Genomic DNA, 15,500 nt, shown 5'->3' with positions numbered 1-15,500 from the left:
ATTTACAGTTGAAACTGGAAATAAACGCTTATTGTTATATTTTTATGTTGAATTCACTGAAAAGGGATACGACATGAAACTATTTAACTCACTATTGTTAACTGCTGGACTTGCCACTGTCGGTTCACAGGAAGTACTTGACTGCCCTCCTGTTGGATATGATTAAACGGAGTAAAAATTATGAACGCGGTTATTGCAGGCCAAATTTATTTTGCTTCGATGGTTTTATTAACGGTTTTACTGGCACTACATCAGAAAAAGTATGTTGGGAAAATCATAAAGGGAAAACTTTTAATCAGTTTTTTACTTTTCTTCATACCTATCCTAGGATTCATATATTATATAATTCAATTATATAAAAATGTAAAAAGTTATGACTTCGTGGCAAACTAAAACTCTCACCGCTCTCTAACTTAGAGGGCGGTTCTTTAGACAAAAAATTAGTCACGCTGCTCGTCTTTCCTACTAATTTGCACTAATCGTAGCTATAAAGCGGAAGCTGTTAAGTCCAAAGCTTGCCATATGCTTACAGCATATCGAAAACAACGTCATAACTTAAAGGAATGATACTAATGCGATACTTACTGATCGTTTTTACGCTTTTATTCAGCATAACAAGTTTAGCCCAAGAAAGTGTCGAAGAAGCCACCACAAAAGCCGTAAAAGCATTTTTGTATGGCGCCAGCATTAATTCTCCAAAAGCTCATGACCGGTTCTGGGCAGAAGAACTCACTTATACCAGCTCCAGCGGTAACCGCTTTGGTAAAGAACACCTTATGTCCGGCATGAAAGACGCCAAAGCTAAAGACCCTGAAGAAGTAAAAGTTTGGTACGGGGCCGAAGACATCGAAATAAAACAGTTTGGCGATACTGTGGTATTTAATTTCACGCTAACCGCCGAAGAGGAAGGAAAAGTAACAAAATACTATTACAATACCGGCGTTTTAATTGAGCGTGACGGTAGCTGGAAAGCCGTCAACTGGAACGCAACTGAAGTTCCTGAATAAAAGTAAACAGCAACCGGAGGTAAAGAATGGCACGAGCACACGCATTACATATTTTGGTCGAAACCAAAGACGAAGCCGAAAAACTAAAAGAGCAACTTGCGCAGGGCGCTAAGTTTGCAGAGTTAGCACGTAAACACTCACTTTGCCCCTCCGGCAAAAAAGGCGGCGATTTAGGCGAGTTTAATCGCGGCCAAATGGTTTCTGCTTTTGACAAAGTCGTGTTCGGCAAGCCCACTCTTGAAGTGCACGGGCCGGTCAAAACTCAGTTCGGCTGGCACTTAATTAAGACATTGTCCCGCAGCTAACAAACCGTTTTTATTCTTGCTCCTCAACCGGGTCGGCGTCCTTTTTACCAGGCTCTACATAAATAGCGATGCCTTCTCCTGTTTTATCGGTCAGTCCAAACGCTTTGCCCACACTGACACCAAACCCAACGTTCCCTGAGTAGCCTCCGGCACCGGTGCCCACATAAACGGAGTTACCTTCTTTATCACCCGTTTTTTCAAGTAAAACCCCATTTGCGCCGACCTTCGCCGCCTCTTTTTTCAAACGTTGCAGAACCGCCTCTACCTTAGCTTGTTCACCAAAACTCCAGGACGAATCACTGGTGGCTTCTATCAACGCAATTTCTTCGTAGTTCTCCGGCTTTTCTAAGTACACCTTCACCTGCTCAACCGGAATTTCAGGGCGAGCTTCGCCAATAAGTACTGAGGAAGAAGGTGATGCACAGCCTGCCAATAACAGCATGCCGCTTAGAGCCAGCCCAGAATAAAATGTATATTGCATAACGCTACTCTCAGTTTTAATCGCTTACTTAATGAATAGCACAGAAGTGGCGATTTCACTCAACTCTTTCAATATCTTTAAGGAACCGTAAAATAGAAGAGACTAAGCATACCAACTGAACGGAGCTCTTTTTGCCTGATATTGACCTAATTAGCCGTCATTTTTTAGCACTGTACTTTCTCTTTATTGCGGTTCATTACGCAAGCACCGCCATTGGGCTTTCAAAGCGCACCGCACAAAGTCACATTCAGTATGGGGAAAAAGGCAGTGCTACCTGGTGGATAAGGCAGGTCTTTAACCTTTTTCGTGGAACCATTTTAGTTGTTTGTGTTGCCCGCGTTTTCTTCCCTATAGACCCCTGGCTGGGAGTTTTCGCCTCACTTTATAACCCCTGGGTTCTTTCCACTGGTATGGTCATTATGCTGGTGTCTCTGGGGCTCGTAAGCTACAACCATGCTTACATGAGACAAGACTGGCGCTCAGGGATAGACTCCGATAGAAACCGGGCCTTGCTGACAAAAGGGCCTTTTTCACGCTCGCGAAACCCTATGTTTTTAGCCATTATGCTGGGACAAATTGGGTTATTTTTGACGCTGCCCAGCCTGTTTACACTCATCTGTCTGGCAATGGGCGTCGCAATGATACGCCTGCAAGCGGTAAAAGAAGAACAAGCACTGAGTGAGCTTTACGGTGACAAATATCTTCAGTACAAGGCCGAGGTGCCACGCTGGTTTTGAGTTCGTTCAGTTGTGCTGTGGGCTCTGTTGAAAACAACATCATCACAGGTTACTTATGTAGCAGCTTCCATTAAGATGGCTATAATTCCAGAAAAACCGGGCAAACTCATGAACAAAACTGCATTTGCAGAACTCGCCGAGTATATGGACCTTCTGCTCGATGCTATTTGCGTCGTTGACCAGCAGCACCGGTTTAGTTATTTAAGCCCTGGCACTCAGCGCGTATTTGGTTATACACCAGACGAAATGATGAATCGTTCAATGTTCGACTTCATTCACCCTGATGACCATCAGGCAACCATGGCTATAGCACAGAAAATAAACTCCGGTGACCAAGTGGTGCACTTCGAAAACCGTTATATACGTAAAGACGGCTCCGTTGCACACATACTTTGGTCAGCTCGCTGGTCAGAGCGTGATCAAAGGCGAGTTGGCGTCGCCCGCGATATTTCTGAACAAAAGCGCCTGGAGCACGACCGCGAAAGCTTGATTGCTCGCCTTGAGCACATGGCGCTGACTGATCCCTTAACTCAATTACCTAATCGCGCTTTGTTCTACGACAGAGTCAGTACAGCCCAAAAGCGTGCCACTCGAGACGGTACAGGTTTAGGTCTTCTGTATCTGGATCTCGATAAGTTCAAGTTCATTAATGATGAGTACGGCCACGCCACAGGCGATCAACTGTTAAAAGAAGTTGCCCAACGCATGGCTTCGGCAGTCCGCGCAACCGACACTGTTGCTCGACTGGGTGGCGATGAATTCGTGGTGCTTATTGATGCCGTTCCCTCAACAGACGAAGGTATAACGACGGTACGTGCTGTGGCAGAAAAAATCCGGCTAGCAATGCAAGCACCGTTGCGACTGCCCCATGGTGAAGAGGTCGTTACCTGCAGTATGGGTATGGCCTTGTGGCCACAGCACGGTGACACCGCAGACACCCTAATAAGTCAGGCTGACGAGGCTATGTACCGAGCTAAAAGGAATGGCGGTAATCAATTAAGTGAGTAGTTGATATAAAAACGCACCACCTTGGTAAGGGTGGTGCGTTGAATCAGACACGGCTGTTGCCGTTTTAGAGTCTACTTCTAAGAGTTTTTTGTCTCACTAATGTAGTCGTTAACAAATTGCTCCAGAATGTTCAGCGGTACTGGACCACTGCCAAGCACAACGTCATGGAACTCACGAATATCAAATTTATCGCCAAGCTCTGACTTAGCTTTTTCACGTAATTCCAGTATCTTGTTCATGCCAATTTTATAGGCAGTTGCCTGGCTTGGCATGACAATGTGACGCTCCACCATTTTCACGGCGTCTGACTTTGCGTTCGGTGTATTGGTTACGTAGAAATCAATACCTTCTTCACGCGTCCATTTCTTATCATGAATACCGGTATCAACAACTAAACGAACCGCACGCCATAGCTCCATCGCTAAGCGGCCAAAGTCGGAGTATGGGTCTTTGTACAAACCAATTTCTTTCGGCAGCTTCTCGGTGTACAGTCCCCAGCCTTCGCTGTAAGCCGTGTAACGGCCAAAACGACGGAACTTAGGAATACCTTCCAGCTCTTGCTGAATTGCAATTTGCATATGGTGACCCGGAATACCTTCATGGTAAGCCAGCGCTTCCATCTGATAAGTCGGCATAGCCGCCATGTCATAAAGGTTCGCGTAGTAAGTACCAGGGCGAGTACCATCCATTGATGGCTGCTGGTAGAAGGCCTTACCCGCTGACTTCTCACGGAAAGGTTCTACCGCTTTGACAATCAAATCAGCTTTAGGCTTTTTGATAAACAGCTCATCCAAACGCCCACGCATGTTATCGATGTAAGCCGTTGCTTCATCCAGATAACGCTTGCGACCTTCTTCGGTGTTCGGGTAAACAAACTCTTCGCTATTGCGCATATGGACAAAGAACTCTTGCAGCGTTCCTTCAAATCCCACTTCTTCCATAATGCCGCGCATTTCTTCATGAATACGCTCCATTTCACTTAAACCAATTTCATGAATTTCTTCTGCGGTTAAGTCAGTCGTGGTGGTGCGCTTTAACGCATTATTGTAAAACGCTTCACCGTCAGGGAATTTCCAGGCACCGTCTTTGGTCGTAGCTTGCTCGGCAATACCTTCCACCGCGGTAATTAAACCTTCATAGGCAGGCTTAACCGATTCCAGCATGGCTTTTTCTGCAGACGCTAACAGCTCTTCACGCTGGCTTTCTTCAAGCTCAAGCTTCTCAACTTTACTGGTGAAGTCTTTCCACAAAGCACTAGGCTCACCGTCATCAAACGGCGCACCGGTAATAATGTTTTTGCTGTCGCTAATTACGTAGGGGTAAACAAATTTCGGTGCGATAATGCCTTTTTCAGCCCGCAGTTCCAGGTTCTCTGCCAACTGGTCAAACAGCCCCGGCAAGCCATTTAAACGAGCAATGTAATCTTGTGCATCGTCCAATTCGCTAATACCGTGTTGGTTGATCAACAACGAAGCAACACTGGAGTGCATGCCAAACATCTGATTAACCGGATAGTTGTGATGACGCCATTTGTAATCAGCAATCTCGTTTTCCAGCTTCTGCTTCATCAGCATCCAGCTTATTTTAGTCTGCTCATTCAGCTTTGACTCATCAATCGCCTTCACTTGCTCTAAATGCTCTTTCTGTAACGCCAGCTCTTCCTCTGCTGCCGCTTCAGAAATATCGTCCCATTTGTCCTGGTCTTCTTTAATACCAAGATAAGACTGATACATTGGGCTGCGCATGACATTTTCCATAAAAATGTCTTCAAACAGCTTATTGGCTTTTTCAGATTCAGTCTGTTCAGCATTCTGAGTAGTGTTTTCAGACGTTGCGGTTTGAGACTGAGCATTTGCCGTCGTCGCTTCTTCTTTGGAAGCGTCTGAACAAGCGGTCGTCATTAGCACCAGCGAGACAGCCAGCGCAATTTTCTTATATTCAAACATTATGTTCTCTCCTGTTGTTTCATCAACTAGATAGCGTGTACAGCACGGGATGTCAATGAAGAGACGACGGCAGGGGTAATAGCTACGCCCAAACGTCTATGCCGACAACCCAGTGAAAATGTCCGGAATAACTCGGGCACTGTTGCGAGATAACTTATTCTGCAGGAAAGTAATAAACGCGACGAATGAGGCTATTATTAAACTCGTAAATCGCCAGGCTTTTCTGCGACCTCAGCTCTCCGTTCTGCCGCCAGCTTGCTTCTTCCACTGTACTGACACGGTTTCCTAATACAGTTAGGTCGGTTACTTCACTTTGACACGACGCGCAAGATTTAAAGTATCCGTCCATCGCTTCAATGAGCTCAGTCTTCCCGCTGGTTTCAACCGCTATTCTGTCACCATTAACCGACAGCCATTGAATATCATCGGTCACGTATTGTGACATTAGCTCCGCATTGTGCGCATTAAACGCGGCCACGAATCCCTTAACTTGTTCAGAACGCTCGGAAGCCGCCAGGCCGGGAGCCGATAAGACAACGCAAAAGAGCATGAAACAGGAAGCTAAATGCCGCATGATCAATCCTTATTCAGTTACTGCAGTGTGTGTTCCCGGCACGCTTCAATTTGTGCAGCCGGCAAAGGCTCACCTATTACAGGCTCAAGTGCGAACTGCACTTTTGGAATCAAAGCCTGAAACTCGGCAAGTAATACATCCTTGCTTACACTCTCGTTAAACACAAGCGTCACCTTTAAACTTTGCGGAAAGCGCTGATAATCCACTTCATGCGTGAGCCAAATAAAGCCTTCATATTCAAACTTTGCCGCTTCACACACCTGAGTCAGCTCGCGGATTATCTCTCGTTCCAGCTTTTTGTCCGTTTTTCGCATACAAACACCTTTAATAGCTTTCTAGCCATAGGATAACCTAATAACAACAATGTTGCCCTGCCTGGTGTTTGACCCGCCTATTCAGCTAGCTATACTCATTTTATCAGTCGTAGTAAGGGGCATTGGCATTTGTTAAACCCTGAAAACTGGAGTTTATTTCAAGGACTGGCGGTATTTGGGCTTTGCGCTCTGGTTATTGCTATTGCCGGTACCCGCATTACACGTATTGTCGATCAGCTTGCCGATCGCACTGGTATCGGTGAAGCCGCAGCAGGCGCGGTGTTATCGGTGGTAACGCGTTTGATACCTTATTTACCGCTGCATCGGATATTGCCTACCGCGACGGATCGATTTATCACACCATGACCGACGGTACCTTGTTCTGGGTCTGCCTGACGCTGTTAATGTCAGCTATTCTGATCATCGGCCTCATTCGGCGTGAGCGTGAAGGCCCCGGCCGTATTGGTCTGGAAAGCGTACTTATTACAATACTTTACCTTGGTGGGGTGTGGTTGTTGTTACGTTAGATTAAAACCTTATAACGCGTACTTCGCCCCCCACCTTGTGTTTTATAAAGCAGCCCCTGTGCAACCATATCCGCCAAATGTCGCGTCGCCGTTGCTTTGCTCACTTTAGCCACCGACTTATACTGCGATGCATTAATGCCGTCCGCAAAATCACCATCCAACAACCGGTTAAGCACCTTTTGCTGATTCGGTTGAACATTTTTCTCCGCGTGGTGAGCCCAGAATTTTGCCTTAGCGACAACCCGGTCAATTTTTATTAGAGCAGCATCAATAGCCTCAGCAAGTGTTTGTAAAAACCAAACAAGCCATGGCGTTATATCAACCCCATGTTTCTGAGTATATTCCAGTATGTCGTAATAACCCGTACGATTTGCCAGAATCGCTTCGGACATCGCAAATAACCGAATGCTTTGCCTGTCCGCCTGAGCCAGAGCTCTGTCGGTAAGTGCTCGAGTTATGCGCCCGTTACCATCCTCAAATGGGTGTATTGTCACAAACCACAAATGGGCAATAGCGGCGCGTAATAGGGGGTCATAGTGCGTGTCATGTTGCGTTTCGTTGTACCAATTAACAAAGCTTTCGAGCTCTGGCTCAATAGTGTTTCTTGGGGGCGCTTCAAAATGAACGGTCGGTCGTGTAATAGGCCCAGAAACAATTTGCATGGACGCTCCACCGCGTAAAACACCGGGTTCTACTTGTTGCATAAGCGATTCATGATGCTCAAACAACCATCGATGCCAGTTTAGTAGCCTTTCTAATTTAATTGGCTCATCCAGGTCTGTTACTGCAGATCGCATTAAACTGGCTAGCCCTTCCGAGGAACCATCCGTTTTTACCGGAGAGTTATCATTAATACCAAGCTGCCGAGCTAAAGATGAGCGCACCGCGTACACATCAACTTTTTCACTTTCTATCTCAGACGATGCAACAATATTTGCCAGGAGCGTATCCAGACTAAACTCAGCGTCATTCTCAACCAGTGCAGACTTACCTTTTAGTTGCCCGAGACGATCGTAAACACCACGCAACAAAGGCGCCAGCGGTTGTTGCTGCCACACCATGTTCGGCCAGTTTTTATGTTGCCAAAGCCACACGGTCATTTGCTGATTACCTTAGTTGCTTGTGTCGTGAGCTGAACAATGAGTCTATTCGGCTCACCGTATGAGCCAAATAGTAGGTGTATTCGGCTCATTTTGCAAACATTGGTACTTCTGTACCTTTTACCTGCTAAAGCCAATACGGGACTAAATCTACTAAAAGACTACCTGCAATCAGATACATTACCGCACTGATTAATGCATTGATAATACGCCAGGTTCTTGGTTTATTCAGTTTGCTCGCAAGTTTTTTTGCAACAAATACCAGTGTATAGAACCAGGTTGCCGAGGCACATAAAGCTCCGGCAACGAACCACGGTCTATAGACTTGCTCAAGGCCAGCAGTAACACCGCCAACCAGAACAACAGTGTCTATATAAACGTGTGGGTTTAAAAATGTCATTGCAAAAGCCATCAATAATGCGCTTTTAAGCGATGTTCTTTTGCTTTTGCTTTCACTCTCTTCTATCGATAATCGACTTTCACCTTTTATCGCTGCTTTTAGCGCATTACTTCCATACCAGATTAAGAAAATAGCACCCGCTAAGCTCAGCATTTGCCCCCAGATGCTTTCAATCGAAAAGAGCGCGCCAACGCCAAATACGCCCGCACCAATAAGTAGAATATCGCCGATAAAGCAAACGGTCGCCGCTGCAAACGGATGATTATTGGTTAGCCCTGTTTTTAACAGAAAGGCATTCTGGCTACCAATTGCGATAATCAACCCACCAGAAATTACGGCACCCATAACGAATACACTGACAAACTCAAACATTATCACTTCCTGCGTTGTTCTAATCGTTTAAGTCAACGATAATGGAAATCATCGCCAGTTTAATATAAAGAAACAAATAGTCAATATAATGACCGATAAAGATAAAACAGCTATTAATGAAGCTATCGCAAAACGCGTTTACACCTTTCGTAAACAATACGGAATGTCCCTTGATGAGCTGGCTAAAAATGCCGAAATTAGCAAGGGAATGCTTGTGCAAATAGAGAAAGGGCGTGCAAACCCAAGCATAGGGATTCTATGCAAATTAGCCAATGCACTCGCTGTTTCTGTCGCAGATATTGTAGCTGTGTCAGACGAACCAAAAGTAACGATTCGACAGCCTAAGGATATTCCGATACTCTGGAATGGTGATCATGGAGGGGCGGCTCGCCTGCTTGCAGGTTCAAAGGGCTCAATCATGATTGAGTTATGGCGATGGTCTATGTTTCCTAAAGAGCAGTTTGTATCTGAAGCGCACTCTAAAGGAACCATTGAACTCATTCACGTTGAGGAGGGTTGTTTAGACGTTTTGGTGAATGAAGAAACTTATACTTTATCGGCGGGTGACTCAATGACCGCCGAAATGGACGTTGCTCACACATACCAGAACAGCACTAGCGAACCGGTTCACTTCACTATGACGGTTTACGAAAAGTCTAGGTAGAGCTCTCATTGAAATTTTATACCCAGTTCGATACATCAAACCAACCGCAAGTCCGGTCCTTGTTTATGCGGGTTTGGAAAATCACCTTCTTTGGTTCCCGGGATCGGCCCGTCGCAGAGCCCCTTCGCATAACGATACAGGTTGTCGTATAAGAATCGTTCTAAAGGCACAAACTCCGCACTTTTACGGCGTTGTTTGTTCACTCGTTTTGTTTCCTGATTTAGCATTTCACAAAAGTGCCAGGCGTGTTCGCTATCGAATAAGCGTGGTTTAACATCTCGTTTATAAGCCTCTAGCCACAGCTTTGCGTCGGCTAAATGGCCGTTAATACTCATGTCCAAATTACGATGGCATTCTGCAATCGGCTTCGTGTTAAATTGCCGCACGACTTCGGCAATTTGTGCATCTGTTCGCACAAAGCCACCCATACGGAACCAAGCCAACATGTGCTCTAACCATAGAGCATCAAAATCCCGAGCAATTTCATTCCAGTCCGGTTTTAATACATAGGGCATGACAATGCTGTAGCGGCTATACGACTCCATGGAAAACACCAGCCAACAGAGCTCATCGCGTACGACATGAAATTGCCAGCCACATTGCACACTGTTTGTTACCACTGGCTGTACACCAGGGTTTTCTCCGTTCGCATCAGTAAGGCGAAGCAAGTCTAGCTTACATAGCTTAGTGAGTTGATTTGAGATGCTGAATTTGAGCTTCATTTGTTTGAGAGATTAAAAAATCATCCAGGTATTCAGAAACCTTCGGTATTCTCTCTTTTCTATCTGCTGATAGTTCTCTGAAAACATCTTACCCCTCCCACTCATAGCGTTGTTTTAATTCGTTGCAAAAGTTCTGCGGCAAAAACTTTTTATGCTGTAGTTGACCAACGACGATTCCTGGGGCTATACCGATAGCGTCCGCAAACCCACGTATATCATCGGCATAAAAGTTACGAGTTTTCACAAAGGCATTGAACTCAGCTCGCGGTATAAGCATTTCTTCGGCAAATTTATCCGCTTCTTCCTCTTTTTTACCATCCAGTCCGTTGGTTCCTTCCAGAAACATTTCCTTTTTACCATGAAGTAAAATGTGACCGGCTTCATGAAAAAACGTGAACCAAAGGTGATCATTTGATTTATATCGTAAGCTCAACTGAATCAATGCTTTATCTTTTGTGAGCCAACGTGTAGCACCACTCACGCTCGTTTTCGGTAATGCGGGCACAAAAACTACAGCAACACCAAAATTTGCACATCTTTGTTGTAATTCAGGAACGAAGTTTTCTGGTGTCTTAGTTGTTAACTCCCGAAGGTCGGAAAGTAGTGCCTTAAAACCAGATTTATCAAACTTATTACATTGAATCTTATGGCTTTCTAGCTCGCCTTTCCGCAACCAAGCCGATACGGCTTCAGGAAACACCTCATGCTTTTGATGCTGTCGATATGCAACCGCTAAATTTGGCCAGATATCATCCCATTGAGCCACGCTGGCTATACCGAAGAACTTAAGTACGCGGTCTAGTACCTCCATCTTATCTTTCGGCTTTTCTATCCAACCACGCTTTGCCATTTCATTCACAGGAACACGCTTAAGCCATTCCAAGTCGCGTTCTAGCTGTTTTTGCTCAGACTTTCGGGCTAATATTTCTCGATATTGAGATTCTAGGTTCAGCCAATAATCAACAGGCATACCCAACACTCGCTCAAGCTTAATCGCTGTTTGCGGTGTTATCGCTGAATCCCCCTTGATAATTGAGATTAAATGCTTAGAGGTAATGCCTGTCCGATCAGAGAGTTCTTTTTGGCTCATCGCACGAAGCTCTAACTCATATTCCAGAATCTCGCCCGGAGGCACCGCATAATCAGGGTGAAACTCATTTTTTACTTTAACCATGAGTATCCTCCACTCCCAGTATTTTAATTGCTGTAACGCCACCCCAATCTAGTCCGCCATCAGGCAAAGTTGATAGTGGATCGTTGATAGGTTCAAATAACAATCGATATGGACCATCGAGATCTATCGAAATAGTTCCTTTTCTATTGCCAGTTAGCTCATGACATCGATTAGGCGGGCTATATGGCGGAGCAAATATACCTAAGGTAGGCGCAGCCGATAGCGACACCATCACCCGTCGAAGATGTTTGCTCCGATTGCTTCCGTAGGCCTTCTGCATCTCTTTATCTTTGCTGAGCTGCTTCTCGAGTTTTCTCGATTTGAATTGTATATCCATATATTTTTATTAACCTGTCAGGTTAACTATTTTAACAATAATTAGTTTAAAAGCAAGCTTCTTAATCAAACCCCACCCAAGCCAACGGCTCAATCACATCAGCAACCTTCTGGTGCGCCTGCCGCCGTTCTTCATAGTAATCGTAACGGTCATAAATACCTTCCACGCCTTTCAAACTATGGTTTATGGCCCGCTCACCAACGGCACCACTGAAACCTAAAGCAGATACCTGGCTTCGAAATGTACGACGCAGATCGTGCACGGTAAAATGCGCGATATCACCCATATAATTCGGTCCAGGTTTCTTGCGGCCCTGTTCAATACCAAACATTTTATTGATGGCACGGTTTATCGTATCAGAACCGATATATGGCTTCGTTGAACCTCTTCGTGCAGGCAGTACATACTCTGAACCGAAAGAACGCGCTTTAAGCATGTGCAACCATTCAACGGCCTGAGTTGGTAGCGGTATGATAATACCTTTACCCTTTTTCACGCGGTGGTCTGGAATCTCCCATTCACCCTTAACGAGGTCAAATTCAGACCATGCGGCTTCGGCAAGCTCTCCTTTACGCACTCCAAGAACCAGAAATAAGCATACAGAAAGATAATTATCCATACCGAAGCGGTCCATATGCTTTCGGAAAATCGCAGTCGCACTTTTAACTTCATCAAGCGATAGTGCCCGGTCCCGTGATTTCTCCACACCACCGGCATCATTAGTACCAAAAGCAGCGGCAGGATTATTCAGCGTTAAATCAAGCTTCACGGCGTGACGAAAAAGCTGCTTCATATACATTAGAACGTCATTCGCAATACTCGGCCGCTTGCTGAGCTTAATCCGTTGCAACACCTCTCGCACGTCACGAGCGTTCACTTGCTCAATGCGCATGTCACCAATTACTGGTTTTATTTCTTTTCGATACAAACGAGCTGGAATGTTCGGGTGCTTCAATCTTGGTTGAATGTCATTCGTAAACCAGTCCTCGAACAAATGGTCCATGGTTTCGATACCCGACCAGGCTTCCTTCTTGCGCGCAACCAATGGGTCTAACCCATTCAGCAGCTCACGCTTCTTCAGCATTAGTTCACCGCGAGCATCGGCCAATCCCATAAATGGGTACTTGCCTAGGGTCATTTCACGGCGCTTGCCATGGACAGTATAACGATACGACCAGTAAGAATGGCCCTTTTTGGGCACCACGAAGTAAAGCCCAAGACCATCGGCGTATTTGCCGTTTTGCTTTGAACGATCCAGTGCAGCTATTTTTGTTGCAGTAAGCGCTGCCATGGTGTGTACCTCTTTTTAATCTATGGCTAGAAAAGTACTCACCATTCTGGTTTTTCACAACTGTTTCATACTCACCGCCGCACTCACCACAAAATTGCTACGTAACGGAAAAATCAGGAAGCTCAATAAACAACAAAGCCCTTTATTTAAAAGGGTTTTGGAAGCATCAGGAAAATATCGGATACGGTAGAGAAAATTACTCGATGTTTTGGATCTGCTCTCTCATTTGCTCTATCAAAACCTTAAGCTCCACCGCAGCGGCAGTAATTTCAGAGTTAATAGACTTAGAGGCTAGGGTGTTTGCTTCGCGGTTGAACTCTTGCATCATAAAGTCCAGGCGGCGTCCGCATGGTCCACCTTTTTTCAGTATTTTGCGGGCTTCTTCCACGTGCGCATCTAAACGGTCGAGCTCTTCGGCTACGTCGGTTTTCTGCGCCAGCATAACCATTTCCTGCTCTATGCGCTGCGGCTCCAACTCAACTTTGGCTTCTTCAAAGCGGGTTAGTAGGCGCTCACGTTGCCAGGCCATAACTTCCGGCATGCGTTCACGCACAAAAGCTACCTGTGTAGTCACACCGTCTAAACGTTCCTGCAGCATTTTATCAATAGCTGCGCCTTCACTTTTGCGGTTTTCAATAAAGTCGTTGGTGGTCTTTTCCAGAGCAGCCAGAACGTCTTTTTGCAGCTCGTCCATGTCCTGGTCCTGAGCGGCAACCACGCCAGGCCATTTTAGAACATCAATAGGGTTTAACTGCCCGGCAGCGGAGTGCTGGCTCACCCATTTAGCACTGGCAATCACGCTTTTTGCCAAGTCTTCGTTAATCGACAATGCACTTTGCTGGGCTTCATCGACCTGCAGGCTCAGTTTGCATTCAACTTTGCCGCGTTGAAGTTTCTTACGAAACTGCTCGCGTAGTGAGTTTTCCAGTGAACGGAAGGTTTCCGGTAAACGAAAGTAAGTTTCCAGATAACGTTGGTTAACTGAACGAATTTCCCAAACTGCGGTGCCCCAGTCGGCTTTTTGCTCGTAACGAGCGTAGCCGGTCATACTTTGAATCATGTCGGTTCCTTTAAAACGAATCGTTTCTGTTACCGCTTAGCGTGCTTTTCACGGTTCTTTTGTTTCTGTTCGGCGTTCTTTTTCATCATTATGTAGGCTGCGCCGCGGCCACCATGGGGTCGCTGTGCGCTATGAAACGCCAGTACCGGTTCCAGCTCGCGCAGCCACTTATTCACGTAACTTTTTATCAGTGCCGGATGCGGTTTTGTATGCTTGCCCATGCCGTGGATGATTAAAGCCGTACGTACACCCGCGGCATGGCAGTCTTTCACAAAGTTAAACAGTGCCGTGCGCGCCTCTGCCAATGTATGGTGGTGCAAATTCAAGCTGGCTTCCATGCTGTAACGCCCCTGCTTCAGGCGCTTGAATACACCCGCCTGGACACCGTCACGATGAAACTCAATAACGTCATCCGGCTCAACTAAGTCCACGTACTCGGTCGATAAAAAGTTTTCATTTTCAGCCTCTTCCGCCTCGGCAGCGCGGCGACGCTCTTTTTGCGCCAGCGTTGGTTCAAAAGCCTGCTTAATATCGGCAACTTCTTCACCCGCCAAGGGCGTTACGTCAGTCATTTCCTGACGGAACAGCTCAAATTCTTCATCATCTGAACGCGACATACTGCCTCCCGCTCATATTTTTTTGCTCGGTCTAGTGTAATACGTTGCTGCGCGAATCGCGATCCATTAATCGTGCAATTCTGCTACAATTGCGCTCAATTTATACATCGCGACATTCACTCAGTAAGGAGATGACATGCGTCCAAGTGGCCGTACGGCACAACAAATTCGACCGGTAACCATTACCCGTAACTTTACCAGACACGCAGAAGGCTCGGTTTTAATAGAGTTTGGCGAAACCAAGGTGCTTTGTAATGCGTCGGTAGAACGCGGCGTTCCTCGCTTTTTAAAAGGTAAAGGACAGGGCTGGGTTACCGCTGAATACAGCATGTTACCACGCGCAACTCATACCCGTTCTGCCCGCGAAGCGTCCCGCGGTAAGCAAGGTGGTCGGACTTTAGAAATTCAGCGTTTGATTGGCCGTTCACTGCGTACCTGCATCGACATGAGCGCTTTAGGTGAACACACCATTACTATCGACTGTGACGTGATTCAGGCCGACGGCGGCACACGTACCGCGTCTATTACCGGTGCTTGTGTCGCTTTAGTTGACGCGCTGAACTGGATGCGCGGCCAGGGCATGGTCAAAGTGAACCCGTTAAAAGAAATGGTCGCGGCAATTTCAGTCGGTATTTTAGACGGCGAACCGGTCAGCGATCTGGAATACATTGAAGACTCAAAAGCCGATACCGACATGAACATAGTCATGACAGAAGCCGGTAAGTTTATCGAAATTCAGGGCACAGCCGAGGGCGAAGCCTTCAGTTTTGACGAAATGAACAGCCTGGTTGAAATGGCGCGTCACAGCATTCGTGAGTTAATTGATATTCAGAAACAAGCGTTAGCGTAAGCTTCAGTATAAAT

Annotated in this window: 19 protein-coding genes; 8 read left to right on the top strand and 11 right to left on the bottom strand. The window is 46.0% G+C overall.

Annotated elements, in window-relative coordinates; translation table 11 throughout:
• Positions 1-572: 572 nt before the first annotated feature.
• Together ACP7FG_RS09530 and ACP7FG_RS09525 are read left to right on the top strand one after the other, a co-directional pair.
• Complete coding sequence (locus ACP7FG_RS09530) at positions 573-1,007, top strand: nuclear transport factor 2 family protein (RefSeq protein WP_439226242.1); 435 nt, start codon at positions 573-575, stop codon at positions 1,005-1,007.
• A gap of 26 nt (positions 1,008-1,033) precedes the next feature.
• Positions 1,034-1,312, top strand: coding sequence for a peptidylprolyl isomerase (locus ACP7FG_RS09525; protein WP_054490045.1), 279 nt, complete (start codon positions 1,034-1,036; stop codon positions 1,310-1,312).
• Positions 1,313-1,322: 10 nt separating this feature from the next.
• Here the strand turns inward: ACP7FG_RS09525 and ACP7FG_RS09520 are convergent, their stop codons facing one another.
• Entirely contained in the window at positions 1,323-1,793 is a 471-nt protein-coding gene (locus ACP7FG_RS09520; RefSeq protein WP_417448050.1) for a hypothetical protein, read from the bottom strand.
• Positions 1,794-1,924: 131 nt separating this feature from the next.
• Here ACP7FG_RS09520 and ACP7FG_RS09515 point away from each other — a divergent pair, with 131 nt between their 5' ends.
• Positions 1,925-2,530 carry a methyltransferase family protein gene (locus ACP7FG_RS09515; RefSeq protein WP_439226241.1) on the top strand — a complete coding sequence of 202 codons (606 nt, stop codon included), beginning with the start codon at positions 1,925-1,927 and terminating at the stop codon, positions 2,528-2,530.
• 108 nt (positions 2,531-2,638) lie between these two features.
• On the top strand, positions 2,639-3,538 hold the full coding sequence (locus tag ACP7FG_RS09510) for a diguanylate cyclase domain-containing protein (protein ID WP_439226240.1): 900 nt from the start codon (positions 2,639-2,641) through the stop codon (positions 3,536-3,538).
• Positions 3,539-3,615: 77 nt separating this feature from the next.
• Here ACP7FG_RS09510 and ACP7FG_RS09505 read toward each other — a convergent pair whose 3' ends face one another.
• The 3 genes from ACP7FG_RS09505 to ACP7FG_RS09495 all read right to left on the bottom strand — a co-directional run bounded on the left by ACP7FG_RS09505 (position 3,616) and on the right by ACP7FG_RS09495 (position 6,372).
• The gene (locus ACP7FG_RS09505; protein ID WP_439226239.1) at positions 3,616-5,484 is read right to left on the bottom strand and encodes a DUF885 domain-containing protein; all 1,869 of its coding nucleotides are present in this window, start codon (positions 5,482-5,484) and stop codon (positions 3,616-3,618) included.
• 154 nt (positions 5,485-5,638) lie between these two features.
• On the bottom strand, positions 5,639-6,058 hold the full coding sequence (locus ACP7FG_RS09500) for a nuclear transport factor 2 family protein (protein ID WP_439226238.1): 420 nt from the start codon (positions 6,056-6,058) through the stop codon (positions 5,639-5,641).
• 17 nt (positions 6,059-6,075) lie between these two features.
• Complete coding sequence (locus ACP7FG_RS09495; RefSeq protein WP_439226237.1) at positions 6,076-6,372, bottom strand: hypothetical protein; 297 nt, start codon at positions 6,370-6,372, stop codon at positions 6,076-6,078.
• 129 nt (positions 6,373-6,501) lie between these two features.
• Between ACP7FG_RS09495 and ACP7FG_RS09490 the strand changes: the two genes are divergently transcribed.
• Positions 6,502-6,738 (top strand): hypothetical protein, encoded by a 237-nt coding sequence (locus tag ACP7FG_RS09490; protein WP_439226236.1) that lies wholly within the window; start codon positions 6,502-6,504, stop codon positions 6,736-6,738.
• Positions 6,735-6,899 (top strand): hypothetical protein, encoded by a 165-nt coding sequence (locus tag ACP7FG_RS09485; protein ID WP_439226235.1) that lies wholly within the window; start codon positions 6,735-6,737, stop codon positions 6,897-6,899. The genes ACP7FG_RS09490 and ACP7FG_RS09485 overlap by 4 nt, the downstream gene beginning before the upstream one ends.
• Here the strand turns inward: ACP7FG_RS09485 and ACP7FG_RS09480 are convergent.
• The gene (locus tag ACP7FG_RS09480) at positions 6,896-7,999 is read right to left on the bottom strand and encodes a Fic family protein (protein WP_439226234.1); all 1,104 of its coding nucleotides are present in this window, start codon (positions 7,997-7,999) and stop codon (positions 6,896-6,898) included. The genes ACP7FG_RS09485 and ACP7FG_RS09480 overlap by 4 nt on opposite strands.
• A 127-nt stretch (positions 8,000-8,126) precedes the next feature.
• Positions 8,127-8,771, bottom strand: coding sequence for a LysE/ArgO family amino acid transporter (locus tag ACP7FG_RS09475; protein ID WP_439226233.1), 645 nt, complete (start codon positions 8,769-8,771; stop codon positions 8,127-8,129).
• Positions 8,772-8,859: 88 nt separating this feature from the next.
• On the opposite strand from ACP7FG_RS09475, the gene ACP7FG_RS09470 reads away from it, so the two are divergent.
• Positions 8,860-9,435 (top strand): helix-turn-helix domain-containing protein, encoded by a 576-nt coding sequence (locus ACP7FG_RS09470; RefSeq protein WP_439226232.1) that lies wholly within the window; start codon positions 8,860-8,862, stop codon positions 9,433-9,435.
• Positions 9,436-9,470: 35 nt separating this feature from the next.
• On the opposite strand, the gene ACP7FG_RS09465 is transcribed toward ACP7FG_RS09470, so the two are convergent.
• From ACP7FG_RS09465 to smrA, 5 genes are all read right to left on the bottom strand, one after another.
• A complete protein-coding gene (locus ACP7FG_RS09465) occupies positions 9,471-10,055 on the bottom strand; it encodes a hypothetical protein (RefSeq protein WP_439226231.1) in 585 nt (194 codons plus the stop codon).
• Between the two features lie 190 nt (positions 10,056-10,245).
• The gene (locus tag ACP7FG_RS09460; protein WP_439226230.1) at positions 10,246-11,331 is read right to left on the bottom strand and encodes a helix-turn-helix domain-containing protein; all 1,086 of its coding nucleotides are present in this window, start codon (positions 11,329-11,331) and stop codon (positions 10,246-10,248) included.
• A gap of 398 nt (positions 11,332-11,729) precedes the next feature.
• The gene (locus tag ACP7FG_RS09455; RefSeq protein ID WP_439226229.1) at positions 11,730-12,959 is read right to left on the bottom strand and encodes a tyrosine-type recombinase/integrase; all 1,230 of its coding nucleotides are present in this window, start codon (positions 12,957-12,959) and stop codon (positions 11,730-11,732) included.
• A gap of 196 nt (positions 12,960-13,155) precedes the next feature.
• Positions 13,156-14,019: a YicC/YloC family endoribonuclease gene (locus tag ACP7FG_RS09450; protein ID WP_439226228.1), complete on the bottom strand. Its 864-nt coding sequence runs from the start codon at positions 14,017-14,019 to the stop codon at positions 13,156-13,158.
• A 29-nt stretch (positions 14,020-14,048) separates the two neighbouring features.
• On the bottom strand, positions 14,049-14,636 hold the full coding sequence (gene smrA / locus ACP7FG_RS09445; RefSeq protein WP_199493759.1) for a DNA endonuclease SmrA: 588 nt from the start codon (positions 14,634-14,636) through the stop codon (positions 14,049-14,051).
• 136 nt (positions 14,637-14,772) lie between these two features.
• On the opposite strand from smrA, the gene rph reads away from it, so the two are divergent.
• A complete protein-coding gene (gene rph / locus ACP7FG_RS09440; RefSeq protein WP_224798449.1) occupies positions 14,773-15,486 on the top strand; it encodes a ribonuclease PH in 714 nt (237 codons plus the stop codon).
• The last annotated feature ends 14 nt before the right edge of the window (positions 15,487-15,500 follow it).

Origin of the sequence: Idiomarina sp. ST10R2A5, assembly GCF_051842325.1 — a bacterium.
Classification (GTDB): domain Bacteria; phylum Pseudomonadota; class Gammaproteobacteria; order Enterobacterales; family Alteromonadaceae; genus Idiomarina; species Idiomarina abyssalis.
Note: the sequence above shows the minus strand (reverse complement) of the source record. Positions and strands in the feature narration are given on the sequence as shown.